At 60.0% G+C, this 14,673-nt stretch carries 13 protein-coding genes and 1 pseudogene; 8 read left to right on the top strand and 6 right to left on the bottom strand.

All coding sequences use genetic code 11. The features are described 5' to 3' along the window. A pseudogene (locus tag ACTHUY_RS09340) lies at window positions 1-218 on the top strand (DNA polymerase III subunit delta); the annotation flags it as partial. Window positions 219-492: 274 nt separating this feature from the next. Here the strand turns inward: ACTHUY_RS09340 and rpsT are convergent. The 4 genes from rpsT to ACTHUY_RS09320 form a co-directional block, all read right to left on the bottom strand. After that, window positions 493-759, bottom strand: a complete 267-nt coding sequence (gene rpsT / locus ACTHUY_RS09335) for a 30S ribosomal protein S20 (protein WP_126703536.1) — start codon at window positions 757-759, stop codon at window positions 493-495. A gap of 158 nt (window positions 760-917) precedes the next feature. Continuing rightward, window positions 918-1,535 carry a type II toxin-antitoxin system PemK/MazF family toxin gene (locus ACTHUY_RS09330; RefSeq protein ID WP_228201581.1) on the bottom strand — a complete coding sequence of 206 codons (618 nt, stop codon included), beginning with the start codon at window positions 1,533-1,535 and terminating at the stop codon, window positions 918-920. Window positions 1,536-1,869: 334 nt separating this feature from the next. Next, a complete protein-coding gene (locus ACTHUY_RS09325) occupies window positions 1,870-2,379 on the bottom strand; it encodes a PH domain-containing protein (protein ID WP_441678619.1) in 510 nt (169 codons plus the stop codon). Between the two features lie 114 nt (window positions 2,380-2,493). Then, window positions 2,494-3,045 (bottom strand): hypothetical protein, encoded by a 552-nt coding sequence (locus tag ACTHUY_RS09320; protein ID WP_441655362.1) that lies wholly within the window; start codon window positions 3,043-3,045, stop codon window positions 2,494-2,496. A 317-nt stretch (window positions 3,046-3,362) separates the two neighbouring features. Between ACTHUY_RS09320 and lepA the strand changes: the two genes are divergently transcribed. The 4 genes from lepA (at window position 3,363) to hemW (ending at window position 8,170) form a co-directional block, all read left to right on the top strand. Beyond that, window positions 3,363-5,210: a translation elongation factor 4 gene (lepA, locus tag ACTHUY_RS09315; RefSeq protein ID WP_441655363.1), complete on the top strand. Its 1,848-nt coding sequence runs from the start codon at window positions 3,363-3,365 to the stop codon at window positions 5,208-5,210. A 353-nt stretch (window positions 5,211-5,563) separates the two neighbouring features. Further along, on the top strand, window positions 5,564-6,199 hold the full coding sequence (locus ACTHUY_RS09310) for an MOSC domain-containing protein (protein WP_441678618.1): 636 nt from the start codon (window positions 5,564-5,566) through the stop codon (window positions 6,197-6,199). Continuing rightward, window positions 6,196-6,945, top strand: coding sequence for a tRNA (guanosine(46)-N7)-methyltransferase TrmB (trmB, locus tag ACTHUY_RS09305; RefSeq protein WP_228201580.1), 750 nt, complete (start codon window positions 6,196-6,198; stop codon window positions 6,943-6,945). The genes ACTHUY_RS09310 and trmB overlap by 4 nt, the downstream gene beginning before the upstream one ends. Continuing rightward, window positions 6,938-8,170 (top strand): radical SAM family heme chaperone HemW, encoded by a 1,233-nt coding sequence (gene hemW / locus ACTHUY_RS09300; RefSeq protein WP_441678616.1) that lies wholly within the window; start codon window positions 6,938-6,940, stop codon window positions 8,168-8,170. The genes trmB and hemW overlap by 8 nt, the downstream gene beginning before the upstream one ends. 225 nt (window positions 8,171-8,395) lie before the next feature. On the opposite strand, the gene ACTHUY_RS09295 is transcribed toward hemW, so the two are convergent. Together ACTHUY_RS09295 and ACTHUY_RS09290 are read right to left on the bottom strand one after the other, a co-directional pair. Then, a complete protein-coding gene (locus tag ACTHUY_RS09295; RefSeq protein ID WP_441678614.1) occupies window positions 8,396-10,069 on the bottom strand; it encodes an FAD-dependent oxidoreductase in 1,674 nt (557 codons plus the stop codon). 685 nt (window positions 10,070-10,754) lie between these two features. Then, window positions 10,755-11,621 carry a DUF3097 family protein gene (locus ACTHUY_RS09290; protein ID WP_441678613.1) on the bottom strand — a complete coding sequence of 289 codons (867 nt, stop codon included), beginning with the start codon at window positions 11,619-11,621 and terminating at the stop codon, window positions 10,755-10,757. A gap of 77 nt (window positions 11,622-11,698) precedes the next feature. Between ACTHUY_RS09290 and hrcA the strand changes: the two genes are divergently transcribed. The 3 genes from hrcA to ACTHUY_RS09275 all read left to right on the top strand — a co-directional run bounded on the left by hrcA (window position 11,699) and on the right by ACTHUY_RS09275 (window position 14,671). After that, the gene (gene hrcA / locus ACTHUY_RS09285; protein WP_441678611.1) at window positions 11,699-12,697 is read left to right on the top strand and encodes a heat-inducible transcriptional repressor HrcA; all 999 of its coding nucleotides are present in this window, start codon (window positions 11,699-11,701) and stop codon (window positions 12,695-12,697) included. 109 nt (window positions 12,698-12,806) lie between these two features. Beyond that, window positions 12,807-13,922: a molecular chaperone DnaJ gene (gene dnaJ, locus ACTHUY_RS09280; protein WP_441675442.1), complete on the top strand. Its 1,116-nt coding sequence runs from the start codon at window positions 12,807-12,809 to the stop codon at window positions 13,920-13,922. Further along, window positions 13,919-14,671 (top strand): 16S rRNA (uracil(1498)-N(3))-methyltransferase, encoded by a 753-nt coding sequence (locus tag ACTHUY_RS09275; protein ID WP_441678609.1) that lies wholly within the window; start codon window positions 13,919-13,921, stop codon window positions 14,669-14,671. The genes dnaJ and ACTHUY_RS09275 overlap by 4 nt, the downstream gene beginning before the upstream one ends. Window positions 14,672-14,673 lie beyond the last annotated feature (2 nt).

The raw sequence follows: 14,673 nt of genomic DNA, 5'->3' as shown, positions 1-14,673 counted from the left end.
GACGAGACGGTGCCTCCGTGAAGCTATCCATGCAGCCGTGGCAGATGGACAGGGCAAGGCGAGACCTGCGGAACTGGTCGGATGTAGGGCTGAGCGCCGCGATCCGATCCATTGCGAAAGCCGATGGTGATGTCAAGGGCTTCCGCGGTGAAGCCCGGGACCCTGCCTACGCTCTCGAGAAGTGCATCCGAGAGGTGACGGCGGCGCGCAGGTTGTGAGGGCCGGGCCCACAGGCCTGCGCGTCAGTCTGGTGGCAGGTGTTGGCCCTCAGCTAAGATCGATGAAAGATCTTGCTAGCTGCAAGGAGCCACGTGTCGACAATGTATGTCGCTCCGACCATGCTCCGATGGGCTCTCGATTGCGCTGACCTCAACACGGAGACGAATTAATCCGTCGAGCTTTGCCGCAACAAGCAGAGAGGTCGGGAGCGCTTCAAGCACTCCCGACCTCTCATGAAAGGCTACTGATATAGCCCAATTCGTAAATCTAAGCTTAGGCCTCGATCTTGTTGACTACCTTGGCAAGCTTCGACTTGCGGTTGGCGGCCTGGTTCTTGTGGATGACGCCCTTGGAGACTGCCTTGTCCAGCTTGCGGCCGGCGGCGCCGAGAGCGGCGTTTGCCTCGTCCTTGTTGCCTGCGTCGACGGCCTTACGGACGTTACGGACGTAGGTCTTCAGCTCGGCCTTAACAGCCTGGTTGCGAACCCGAGCCTTCTCGTTGGTCAGGTTGCGCTTCTTCTGCGACTTAATGTTTGCCACGTTCTCAATTCTTTCGTCTACTCGCGGATGCGAACATTTACACGGTCAGTGAGGGCTCTGCCATGACCGGGACTGGGGCGTGGGGCACCCCGTGGTTTGGTCTGTGGCGTGACTTGCGTATCGACCGGATACTCAAGTCCGATGAACAAGACTATCAGTTAGTTTCCGTGAATCGTAGTGACCGCATCGGTAATCCGTGTGAAACGCGTCTTATCGAGACGTCCACCCTCACGCCTAATCGAATTCTTGTGGGCGATAAGAAGACGGTCAATTCGTGCCTCTGATTCTCTACCCTGACTGTCCCAGTCGCCCGTGCCCATATCGATCCACCGGCGGCCCAGGTGATCATCACGGGTAAACCCATTGTTGCCGTCTACGTGATCCTTCGATGTCATCTGAGCGAAGATCACTGAATCACCCTGCCTGGCAAGAACAAGAACCGGGCGGTCCTTACCCTGGTTGGGATCGTCTTCGTAAGGAACCCACGTCCATACGACCTCACCCGGATCAGCATCACCATCATTGGCCGGAGCATACGAAAACCTTGGCATGCCGAACTGCGCGAAGGAGTACTCGATCGCGTGATCGTTCGGGCCAGGTGCAGTGCCAGATCCGCCAGCGTGCCGCGGTGACGGCTTCGGAGAATCCTGCCTCTGGGATCCCGGTGACTTTGTCTTATTCTGAATCTGGTTCACGGCCTGACGCATCATGCGGCGGGCTTGCGGGGATCGCGCAACGGACTTGGCTACGCGAATAGCTTTATTTAAGAAACTCACGCCTCCACAATAGTGGTAACTTTGTCCCTGCTGTGCTGGAATCGCTGCATAAGCCGTTCAAACGACCCGCCAACGCCTCGCAGATCCGTGATGCTAACGGGATAACCGAATGACGATCCTTCCGGATCATCTTGGCTAAGCCAGTGCTTTTCGGCCGTTGGCATTCTGGTATTTGGCTGAGAATGCTCGGGCCGCGGCCCAGAATCGTCATCGTTGGGGTTGGCTGGCCATACCCATTAATGAGGAACCGGGTGATGTCGACGAACAGGAAGCGGCGCCGGAAGTGAGCCCGACGCCGCTTGGATAAGACCTGGGTGGTTGTACGCCGCGGTCCTCAGTAGTCAATTTCCCGGTCGTAATGCTGGTCGTTGTTGAACAGCAGTTCGGTCAATTCAACGTGGACCTGTTCAACCTTGGGGATGTCATGAAGGCGCAGCGGGTTGTCGGCTGAGGTCTCGAGGATCAGGGTGCCGCAACCAAAGATACGGTCGATGAGATCGTGCTCGTAGGCAACGTTCGAGATCCTGGCAAGAGGAATGTCGTGACCATTCTTGGCGATGATGCCGGTGCGGGTGATGATCCGGCGAGACGTGATCGTGTAGGTGTCCGTGATCCACTTCAGCCAGGGAATGAAGACCTTCAAGATGGCGAGGATGACGGCGAGGCCAACAACAACCCAGGGGCCCCAGGGATTGACGGACTCGGGCAAGAATACAAAGGCCGCGACAACGGCAATGATCAGCAGGATGCCGAGGATGATCGCGAGGAAGAGCTCCTTCACATGGCTGTGCATGTGCCGGATGATGACTTCATCTTTGCCGAGATATTTCGTTGGTAGTCCCATGGCATTTATGGTCCCACAACGAAGGCGATAGGTCTGCCCCAAATATTGGGGAGTTATCCCTTGCGAGATAGGGCGGGAATGAGAACGAGGAGTTTAATGATCAGCGCACGCTGATCAGGACATGGCGGCGGTGAAGATCATGAGAATGATCGAGAGCGGGCCCGCTGCCACGGTGAGCATCCCGGCGACGAGGGTGATTCGTAGGTCGGCCTTGAGGTAGGGAGCCTGGACGGTGCCGCCTGCGGCGGCGATGGCGGCACGCTGTGCGGCGTTAACCCGCGGCATGAACCGAGCATTCAGCTGGTTAGCCTCGTAGGAAGCATCGTGGAAACGTTGCTTCATTTCCTCTTCCTGGACGGACCTGCCGTCCTGGGTGATGATCTCTTGGCTGGGCTGAGTCTGAGTCTGGAGCTTTTCAAGGTCGTCAACGTGCTTGGCGAGGCGGCTACCGCGGATGGCGAAGACGATGATGCCAAGGAGAAGAACCGCTGCCATGACGAGCGGAACCCACACGCCGGCATTGCCGTCGCGGACCGAGTCGATCGTGAGCCACAGGAGGAGGGCCGTCAGTAATCCATTGACGAGCACGATGGCCTTGCCCGGTCCCCGCAAAAGCTTGACGAGGAGCGGGAGAAATAACGACAGGGATCCCGGCAGTGCGCTCATGTAGCCCATTATTCCAGGCTGACAGAGCGAAAGCGTGAAAGAGAACTGGGAATTGTCGGAGGGCGAACACGTCGGAGAATGCTTCATAGAAGTGTTTGGCTGAGTTGGCTTAGCTCGTGATGATTGAGAATCCGTATTGCGGGGGAGCGGATAGGACCGTCTTTCCACGGGGCTCGACCACTGGGTGTACCTGCGAACACGGTCCTGATTGGCGGTATTGGCACCCGGTTTAGTGACGTTGAGACAGTTCACCCGGCCCTGAGGGTGGGCCGGGGGCTGTTGATGGGTAGACTGGTCCGGAATATAGAAGGAGACCAGTGTCTAAGTCGAATCCCTCCCAGTCACTCCAGCCGGCCAACACGCCCGCTGACCGGTTGCGGAACTTCTGCATCATCGCCCACATCGACCATGGCAAGTCGACTCTGGCCGACCGGATGCTACAGCTCACCGGCATCGTCGAGGAGCGGCTCATGCGAGCCCAATACCTCGACCGGATGGATATTGAGCGTGAACGCGGTATCACCATCAAGTCTCAGGCCGTTCGCATGCCGTGGACGGTGGACGGCAACGAGTATGCGCTCAACATGATCGACACACCCGGCCACGTTGACTTCTCCTACGAAGTAAACCGTTCGCTCGCGGCCTGCGAGGGTGCGATCCTCCTTGTTGATGCTGCTCAGGGCATCGAGGCCCAGACCCTTGCGAACCTGTACATGGCTCTCGAGAACGACCTGACCGTTGTCCCCGTTCTTAACAAGATCGACCTTCCGGCGGCTCAGCCCGAGAAGTTTGCCGAAGAGCTTGCCTCCCTCATCGGCGGCGAACCGGAGGACTGCCTGCGAGTATCGGGTAAGACCGGTGAGGGCGTCTCCGATCTGCTGGACCGTATCGTTGGTGAGATTCCCGCACCGACCGGTGACGCGGACGCTCCGGCACGCGCCATGATCTTTGACTCCGTGTACGACAGCTACCGCGGTGTTGTAACCTACGTGCGGGTGAAGGACGGACTGTTCACGCCCCGCACGAAGCTCACCACCATGTCGACGGGAACCACCCACGAACTCCAGGAGATCGGTGTCATCTCTCCTGAGCCGAAGGCCAGCAAGGGCCTGGGTGTGGGCGAGGTCGGTTACCTCATTACGGGTGCGAAGGATGTTCGCCAGACCCGCGTGGGCGATACCGTGACCATGACATCCAGCCCCGCCTCCGAGCCGCTTCCCGGCTACGTTGAGCCGAAGCCCATGGTCTTCTCCGGTATCTATCCGATCGACGGATCTGACTTCCCGGCACTGCGCGAGGCACTCGATAAGCTCCAGCTGAACGACGCTGCACTCACCTTCGAACCGGAATCGTCCGCTGCCCTCGGCTTCGGTTTCCGCTGTGGCTTCCTTGGCCTGCTTCACCTGGAGATCATCCGCGAGCGCCTCGAGCGCGAGTTCAACATTGACCTTATTGCGACGGCACCCTCGGTCGTTTACGAGGTCATGTCGGAAGACGGTGAGCTCATCGAGGTGACGAACCCATCGGAGTTCCCCGACGGCAAGGTCGCTTCAATTTCTGAACCCATGGTGCAGGCAACGATCCTGACGCCCGCCGACTACATTGGTGCCGTTATGGAGCTGTGTCAGCAGCGCCGCGGCACCCTGGGTGGCATGGACTACCTGTCGGAAGACAGGGTGGAGATGCACTACCGTCTGCCGCTGGCCGAGATCGTGTTCGACTTCTTTGACCAGCTCAAGTCCAAGACCCGCGGCTATGCATCCCTGGATTACGACATGGATGGGGATCAGACAGCTGATCTCGTCAAGGTCGATATTCTTCTCAACCACGAGAAGGTTGATGCCTTCTCGGCGATTGTCCACCGCGACAAGGCGTACGCCTACGGCACGGACATGACCGGGAAGCTCAGGGGGCTTATTCCCCGCCAGCAGTTCGAGATTCCGATCCAGGCCGCAATTGGTTCGCGTGTTATTGCGCGTGAAACGATTAAGGCTCTGCGTAAGGACATGCTCGCGAAGTGCTATGGCGGCGATATTTCCCGTAAGAGGAAGCTGCTCGAGAAGCAGAAGGAAGGCAAGAAACGCATGAAGTCCATTGGACGCGTAGACGTTCCCCAAGAGGCGTTCGTCGCAGCCCTGACATCAGATCAGGCGCCCTCGAAATGAAGTGGATCATCCTGGTTGTCGTCATTGTTGTCATTGTGGCTATTTGGGCAAGGGCCAACCCGCCCTCGGAAGACTAGTCGTCCCGTTCGGCCCGCCCCAACAAACAAGAAGCTCTTGCCGAACATATTGGCGAAGACTTTCTTGTGCGGTCAGGTGCGCCGTGACAACGTCGAGTTATCGAGCCAGTGACACTTTTCCTGCCGGTGCCAATTCTCGAGGCCGTGCCAGAGCCAGAGAACGTTTCCTTTTTCTGCGTGTGCCATGAGCCGGTTGTGCCCTTTCCTTGACTGTGGCCCTGCGGAGAGTGATCGATAGCCGGGGTGGCGCATTGGTGCCGCGCTAGAGTGGAGAACATGAGAGTCACCCATATCTGCGTCGTCTCAGAACTGACCCCCGTGTCCATTGGCCGGGTCGGTGTCACGGCGATCAAGAAGGCTCCCGTCGATGGACAGGTCAAGGTGACCCGGCTCGGGATGTGGGGCGATGTTCAAGCTGACCGCGCGAACCACGGGGGAGCGGAGAAAGCCGTCTACGCCATGTCTTCTTCGGAGATGGCATGGTGGGAGAACGAACTCGGCATAGAACTCCCACCCGGTACCTGGGGTGAGAACCTTCGTGTCGAGGCCAATGTTGATGACTTCATCATTGGCTCCCGGTACCGCTTCGGTACGGCGATCCTCGAGGTCACGGGCTGTCGCAACCCTTGCCGGACCTTCGAGTACTACCGAGACGATCCGGGCTGGATCAAACGCTTCCTTGCCCACGGCAAGTCCGGTACCTACTTCCGGGTGAAAGACTCCGGTGAAGCCAGTGCCGGTGACTCGCTTGAAGAACTCTTTGTCCCAAGTCATGGCGTAAGTGTCGGTGCGTGGTTCCGCAATAAAACCGACTACTTTGAAACACTCGTGAAATCCCATCGCGCTGGTGAAATAGAACTCGCCTCTTATCTGACGAAACACTTCCCTAACCATCTGAAGGAAACACTGTGACAGAACGCCACCACCGCCGGATCACGAGCTTTATGCCCCGCGGCGGCCGCCTACCAGATAGGCACCAGCGTGCCCTTGACGAGCACGGCCACAAGTACGTCATTGATGCTCAGGTGGACGAGGGCTATGTTCTCCGGGAATCCCCAGATCTCACGAAAGCCTTCGGGCGGGATGCTCCGCTGATCGTAGAGATCGGAGCGGGAGCAGCCGACCAGATCGTCGCCCACGCGAAAGAGAATCCCGAGATCAACCACCTTGCCTTCGAAGTGTGGTGGCCCGGGGTCGCCTCGTCGGTGGCTCGGATTGTTCGCGAAGAAGTTGAGAACGTTCGCATGATCAGTGCCGACGCCGTTCTTGCCCTCCCACTCATGTTCGGCCCCAACAGGAAGCCCGACGAAGTGTGGACCTTCTTCCCGGACCCGTGGCAAAAGGCGAGGCACCGTAAACGCCGCCTCGTCACCCCGGAGTTTGCGCAGACCGTTGCCAACATTTTGCCCTCGGGCGGAACGTGGCGGCTTGCTACCGATTGGGACGACTACGCGTGGCAGATGAGGGACTCGATTGCCGCCGTCTCTGACTTTGTGAATCCACACGTTGGACAGCGCATTGATGAAGACGATCCGGGTGACAACGGGATTGTGGGTGGCTTTGCACCCCGCTGGGACGGCCGCATCACGACCCGGTTTGAAACCAGAGGTTTGAACGAAGAACGTCGCATTCATGACTTGGAGGTCATCCGTGCCTGAGCTACCCGACGGCGTAGAAGCACCCGTTGATGGCAGTCTTCCGGACATTTCCATGAACAAGCCATTCTCGGCCTACGTCCACGTGCCCTTCTGTCAGGTGCGTTGCGGATACTGCGACTTCAACACCTACACCTCACATGAATTGGGCCCCGGTGCGACTCCGGGAGAGTACGACAACCAGTTGCTTGGAGAAATCGCTCTAGCAGGCCAGGTGCTTGACGGCGGGCGGCCGCTCGAGACGATCTTCTTTGGTGGCGGCACCCCAACGTACCTTCGTGCTGGCCAGCTCGCCCACATCCTCGGCGTGCTCGAACTTGTCTTTGGCTTCGAAGACGGGGCTGAGATCTCCACGGAAGCCAACCCCGAGACCGTTGATGAGGAGTACCTGAAGACCCTTAAGGAAGCTGGCTTCACCCGCGTCTCAGTTGGCATGCAGTCGGCAACCAGCCACGTGCTTGCCACCCTTGACCGGCTCCACACACCCGAACGCGTGCCGATGGTTATTGACTGGGCGAGAAATGCTGGCCTGTCTACTTCTCTCGACCTGATCTACGGAACTCCTGGGGAATCCCTCGATGACTGGCGCCACTCGCTTTCCGAAGCCATTTCCATGTCTCCCGATCACATCTCCGCCTATGGCCTTGGCATCGAGCCGGGCACAAAGATGGGGCAGCAGGTAAAGCGGGGAATCCTGCCGGATACCGACCCGGATGATCTTGCGGCCAAGTACGAAATTGCGGAAGAAGTGCTCAGCGAGGCCGGATACTCCTGGTACGAGGTCTCCAACTGGTCAAAGCCCGGCCACGAGGCCCGGCACAATATGGCCTATTGGCGTAACAACAACTGGTGGGGCTTCGGCCCCGGCGCCCACTCGCATATCAACGGCACCCGCTTCTGGAACGTGAAGCACCCAAGGGCCTGGGCAGAACGACTCAAGAACGACCAGTCCCCGGCGGCTGCACGAGAGATTCTCTCCCCGCAGGAGCGCGCCGAAGAAGACATCATGCTCGGAATTCGCCTTGCCGAGGGCCTACCCGACACGGCCGGCCTCGCAGGACCGGGTGAAGCCCCTGGTCGTGCAGAGCTTGCCAAGCGACGTCACAAGACGATGACACTGGCACACGATGGGCTTCTGGACCCACGTAGGCTAGCGAACGGCCGAATGGTCCTCACGCTCAAGGGCAGATTACTGGCCGACACCGTGATTCGGGAGCTCTGGGACTAGCCCACAGCATTCCGGGGAAGTGCAACAAGCACGAGTAATACTGGGCAGGGTCCGGTACTCCTGATTCTGGTCGCAGAACTCTGGGATCTGGTTCCGGAATGGCGGGATCTGGTTCCGGAAGTTCAGTAACGGGGTGCGGACCAGGCACTTCATACGTGGGAGGGGCCTTCGCATTTGCGAAGGCCCCTCCCGGCTATAGCTAGTGCTTGGCTTGGTGTACGGCGACTAGCCTTTGGCGACAATATCGTCGACAGCGGCGTATCCGAGGGTTATGCCCTGGCCGATGGTGGCACCGGGTCCGGGGTAGACACCGCCGAAGACGTTGGCTGCGGCGTTACCGATGGCGTAGAGGCCGTCGACCGTGCCGCCGTCGGTGGTGTAGACGCGTGCCTTCTCGTCGGCTCGTAGGCCGCCACACGTGCCGAGGTCGCCGGGGACAACCTTGATCGCGTAGTACGGGCCCGAATCGGAGAGAGGACGCAGGTTCGGGTTCGGCGTGTTGGTCGGATCGCCGTAGTAGCGGTCGTAGGCCGTCTTACCACGCTGGAAGTCATCGTCGGTGCCCTGGGCAGCCAGGACGTTGAAGCGCCTGACACCACCCGGCAGGTCCTCCGTGCCGATCTTGCTTCCAAGCTCAACAATCGAGTCCGCCTTAACGGCAACCCCGGCCTTGTACCACTCGTCCGGGATCGGCATCATCGGCATCTTCACACCTCCCATGACGTAGGACTTCACGAACTTGTCGTCAATGATCATCCAGGCCGGCAGGTGCGGTTCCTCGCCGTCATCAATGCCGAGCATGGTCTCGCCTGCACGCATGTAGTCAATCGACTCGTTGAAGAAGCGGTGGCCGGTACGGTCAACGATGAGGGAGCCGGGCAGTGAGCGTTCCGCGAGGAGAACGATCGGGCCAGCGCCTTCCTTGAGCTCCGGAATTGCCGGGAACCACCAGGACTTGTCGAGCAGATCAAGGTCCAGTCCATGCTTCTCAGCAATGTCAATGGTGTCGCCCGTGTTGCCGGGTGCACCGAACTGCCATCCGCTTTCAATAGCCTCGGACTGGAAATCCTTGCGCTTTTCAATATTGCGGTCAAAGCCACCGGCAGCGAGAATCACGGCGCGGTTAGCGGCAATACGAACTTCCTGTCCGTTGCGTTCGACAACGACGCCAACGGCCTTGCCGTTCTCGATGACGAGGTCAACGAGGGGAGTGTCGTTCCAGAGATCCACTCCGGCCTTTTTGGCGCCCGAGTAGAGACCTGCTGCAAGTGCCTTACCCGAGGCCGTGTAGTCCTTACCGAAAGCCATGCCGCCCACACCCTGGGCGACGCGCTTGAAGATCCTTGGGAAGGCCTTGAGCGGCTTCCTTGCCATGAGGTTCATCCACTTGAAGTCGCCACCGGTGATCGGCATGGGAACCGGGGCGGACAGATCGCCCGACAGGATGAGATCCTTGTCCTCACCAAGCGAGTTCATGTCGAACGGGGACGGCTCAACGGAACGTCCGCTGGCAGAGCCACCGGGAACATCCGAGTAGTAGTCCGCGTAATGGAGCATGACCTCAAGCTCAAGGTCCGTGTGGGTGACGATCGCGTCGATAGCCTTCGCGGCATAGTCGAGGTGGGTCTGCCACCTGCTCTCGGGGGAGACACCGGCGACGACCTCACGGAGGTAGGTCTCCGCACGATCCCTGCTGTCCTTCAGTCCTGCGGCGCGGCTGACCCGGTTACCCGGCATCCACATGCCGCCGCCCGATAGAGCGGTCGATCCGCCGAACTTGTGGTCCTTTTCGACGACGAGAGTTTTCAGGCCAGCGTTTGCGGCCAAGATCCCCGAGAATAACCCGGTGCCACTACCGACGATAACGACGTCGTAGTTCTCATTCCATTGCTCAGCCATTTCTGGGTGCACGCTCCTTTGCGTTGTGACGTGTAGCGCTTATCTCTTTCAAGGTATCCCCTCAAGTGAACGGCGTCTAGCAAACGCCGCGGCCCCAGGCCCCGGCTCCCCGATGCTTCACGGGCTCAACTCGACGGTGCAGTAACCAAATATTGAAGCCCCTGCCATGAGTACTACGTCCACACCGCGAAACACCATGTAAACACTAGGTTTTAACGAGAGCTGAAACTAACGGTACTGGAAACTTCAAAAGTGGAATTTGAATCGCGTTCGCGCAGGCCAGGATGGCGAAACTTGTGTTCTGCTACCGACGGAAAATAGTGCGCAAAGGGTAAGTCACTGTTACTCGCTTTTTGTGGATGTATTTTCCCTCGTGAACAGGTGCGTTTTCCCTGTTGAAAGCGAGCGCTAATTGGCGGGTCGCCGACGTGCACTACCGTGACCTGCGAATCCGCAGGTGCGGGTGCAAGGGCGCGGAGGTGCAAGGCTGGGAGGTGGAACGACCGATGGAAAGTGATTTACGGATGTTCAAACGCGGCCACGCGACTGCGGACCTGCTTCTGCGGATCTGTTGCCGCGGATATGTGGCTACGGACCTGTTACTGCGGATATCTGGCTACGGAAGTGCAAGAGGTAGCGGATGCGCAGTGAGAAGGCGTGCGACAGCAGGGCGTGTGGCTTCCGGCTATTGGGGTGCCGTGAGGAAGTCGATGAGTTCTTCGACCCGTCCCAGGAGGGACGGGTCGAGGTCTTTCCAGTCGCGGACGCGGGACAGGATCTTGGACCAGCCGATGCCGACGTCTTCCACCGTGTCGTGGGGTAGGCCAAGGGCGGCGAGGCTGCCCTTTTTGATGTCGATGCCCTTGGGAATGTGCGGCCATTCTTGGAGCCCAACCCGGTGCGGTTTAATCGCCTGCCAAACGTCGACGTACGGGTGACCGAGAACGAGAATGTTGTCGGTTCCGTAGCGAGCTAGTGCCTGGTTGACGAGACGAGATTCCTTGGTGCCGGGTAGGAGGTGGTCAACGAGAACACCGGCGCGACGGCCCGGGCCGGGCTGGAAGACCTCCAGCATCTCCTGGAGGCGGTCGACGCCCGCGAGTTCCTCGACGGCGATGCCTTCGAGGCGAAGGTCTTCGCCCCAGACCTTGTCGATGAGCTGCCAGTCATGCCTGCCCTCGACCCACATGCGGCTCGGCATCATCTTCGCTGTCTTGCCCGTGACGCGGATCGAGCCGGAGGCGGTGAGCTGGGTCTTGGGTTGTGTCTGCTGTTTGAGTACTGGGGGAGTGATGTTGACGGGTTCCCCGTCAATCCAGAAGCCGGGCCCGAGCGGGAACTTTCTCTTCTCGCCTTTCCTGCCCTCCAGGGTCATGAGGAGCTCGCCGGCGACCTTGCCGACGGCAATGACTTCGCCAACGAAACCGGTCTGAACGTCCTCCAGGAGGAGGCCTATGTCGGCCGGTACGTCCTTCTGGGTGCGCAGGCGGGAAGGTTTGGGCTGGGACAGGACATCCCTGCTATATCTGTCAGCTGGTCGCGAAGCTCTCACGTGTCCAGGGTAGGCATGAAACCCTTTCATGCGTAGAATTAGCACTCGGGCATGTCGAGTGCAAGAAAGGGGGAGGCATGCGAAGCGACGAACGCAGGCTGAGAGTTTTGCAGGCGATCGTGCAGGACTACGTCCACACCCGTGAGCCGGTTGGGTCGAAGGCAATTACGGAACGTCACGGCTTTGACGTCTCCTCGGCAACGATCCGAAATGACATGGCGGCGCTGGAGGATGGCGGGCTTATCCACCAGCCGCACACCTCGGCCGGCCGAGTACCCACGGACCGTGGCTACCGAGCATTCGTGGACACGATCTCCCAGGTAAAACCTATGTCGTCGGCAGAAAAGAAGGCGATTGAGACGTGGCTGGAAGGCGCGGCCGACGTGGACGATGTCATTATCCGGGCCACGAAGCTTCTTGCCCAGCTCACCAACCAGGTAGCCGTCGTGCAGTACCCCAACCGCGAGCGCACCACCCTGCGGCATGTTGAGGTCGTGCCGATTTCCGAGCACAACGTGCTCATCATTGCGATCAATGATTCGGGCGCGGTTCAGCAGCGCAATATCGACATTGGGCTCAGTGACGAGCAGGCGCAGAAGCTATCGAATCGAATTAATGCCGCCTACACCGGCAAGGCGGGTCTCGATATCCTGCCCGACGGCCTTGATGTGGCGAACCTGACTCCTACCGAGCAGCAACTCGCGCATGCCGTTGTCCACGTTCTGAAAGACGTCATGACTGATGAGGCTGAGGAACGGTTGGTGATGGCGGGGACGGCGAACCTGGCCCGCACGAACATCGACTTTGCTCGCACTATCACCCCCGTTCTTGAAGCACTCGAAGAGCAGGTTGTCCTGCTACGGCTATTCGCCGAGGTCGGTGACGAGCTGGCTATCACGATCGGTGAGGAGAACAGGGATGAGGGGCTGTCAGAGGCCTCCGTTGTGACATCCGTGTACGGTGAACCGGGGGTGGCGCGTCTCGGGATCGTGGGCCCCACCCGCATGGACTACCCGGGAGCCATGGTGAGTGTGCGGGCCGTGGCCCGCTACCTGACAAGGATCCTCGGCACATGAGTGCCGAACCACGAATTTGACGAAGCAGATTTGACCGAAGCGATTGCGAACGATTGACTAAAGCGATTGCGAAGACCAAGTAATTCACGATGAGAAAGAACCGGCGTTAGTGGCTGACTACTACGACATTCTCGGCGTTTCCAGGAGCGCCTCCCAGGACGAGATCAAGCGGGCCTACCGCAAGAAGGCTCGAACCCTTCACCCGGACGTTGCCGGGCCCGACAAGGCTGACGAGTTCAAAGAGGTGACCGTCGCGTACGAGGTCCTCTCCAACGATGAGAAGCGGCGACTGTACGACATGGGAGGCGAAAGCGCTCTCCGTAACGGGGGAGCGGGAGCAGCCGGCTTCGGCGGTGCCTTCCAGGACATCTTCGACACGTTCTTCGGCGGTTCCACTGCCGCACGCGGCCCCGTGCCGCGCGGCAGGCGGGGCCAAGACGCACTTGTCCCCGTCGAGATCGAGCTCAAGGACGCCGTGTTTGGCGTCGAAACCGACATCACCATCGAGACGGCCGTTCGCTGCGGCACGTGCAATGGCACGTGCTCCCGCGAAGGCAGTGCACCCACAACTTGTTCGGCCTGTGGCGGTTCCGGTTCGGTCCGCAAGGTCACCAACTCGTTCCTCGGCCAGGTCATGTCCACCACCTCGTGCGGTGTGTGCCAGGGCCACGGCACGGTTATCACCGATCCCTGCCTCGACTGCGCCGGAGAGGGCCGGGTGCGCGCCCAGCAGACCCTGAACGTCAACATCCCCGCGGGTATTGATGATGGCATGCGGATTCGCATGTCGGGCAAGGGCGAAGTTGGCCCGGCCGGCGGCCCCCAGGGCGACCTGTTTATCGAGGTGCACGTAGCCGACCACCCGGAGTTCACCCGCCAGGGCGACGACCTCGTGTGCGAACTCGAGATCCCCATGACCGCGGCTGCCCTTGGCACGACCATGAACATCGAATCGTTCGACGGCCCCGAGGAGATCACGATCGAGCCGGGTACGTCCGGTGGCGTGTCGCTCCGCGTGCGCGGCAAGGGCGTGGGCAGGCTCCACCGTTCCGACCGCGGCGACCTGGTCATCAATGTTCATGTCATCACCCCGACGAAGCTCTCCGGCCGGGAGAAGGAGCTCCTCAAGGAGCTTGCCGAGATCCGCGGTGAGAACGCACCCGAGGCGAAGCTGGTTTCCGAAAACTCCTCGATGTTTTCCCGCTTCAGGGAACGCTTCAAGTGACCCTTCCCGTCTATCTTGACGAGGGCCTGCGCGGTAAGCCCCATCATCTTGGGGACACCCTTGTTCTCGAGGGCGATGAAGCAAAGCACGCCCACGTCAAGCGCACCGAGATCGGCGAACGCATCGACGTCGTCGACGGCGGGGGGCTCCGCGTCACCGTCCGGGTGACGCAGTCCAGCCCATCCCTGCTGTCGGGAACCGTCGTGGAGTCGGTTGTCGAGGCCGAGCCGGTCTCCCGGCTGACTCTCGTTCAGGCGCTCGCCAAGGGCGGGCGCGACGAATCGGCCATTGAATCCGCGGTTGAGATTGGCGTGCTCGGCATCGTGCCGTGGCAGGCCGATCGTTCGATCGTGCGATGGTCGGGGCCGAAGGCCGATAAGGGCGTGGCCAAGTGGCAGCAGGTAGCCCGTGCCGCCATGAAGCAGTCCCGGCAAGCATTCCTGCCGAAGGTCAGCTCCCTTGCGACAACGGAGCAGTTGGCTGAGCGAGTGCGGGAATCCACGAGCAGCGGCACCCGGATCTTTATCTGCCACGAGAGCGCCGAGACGGGGCTTGCTGGCGTAGATGTTGCGGGCGGTCCCGCGTGGATCATCGTGGGTCCCGAGGGCGGAATCAGCGAAGCGGAGCTTGAACTGCTGGTATCCGCCGGTGGTGAGCCGGTTCTCTTGGGTCCGTCGGTTCTGCGGTCGGGAACGGCCGGTGCAGTTGCCGCGACCGTCTTGCAGGTGAGGTCGGGTGCGTGGGGCTAGAA

The sequence above is a fragment of the Flaviflexus sp. genome, assembly GCF_052087705.1.
Lineage (GTDB): Bacteria > Actinomycetota > Actinomycetes > Actinomycetales > Actinomycetaceae > Flaviflexus > Flaviflexus ciconiae.
The sequence above is the reverse complement of the archived record's forward strand: the minus strand, read 5'-3'. Positions and strand labels throughout refer to the sequence as shown.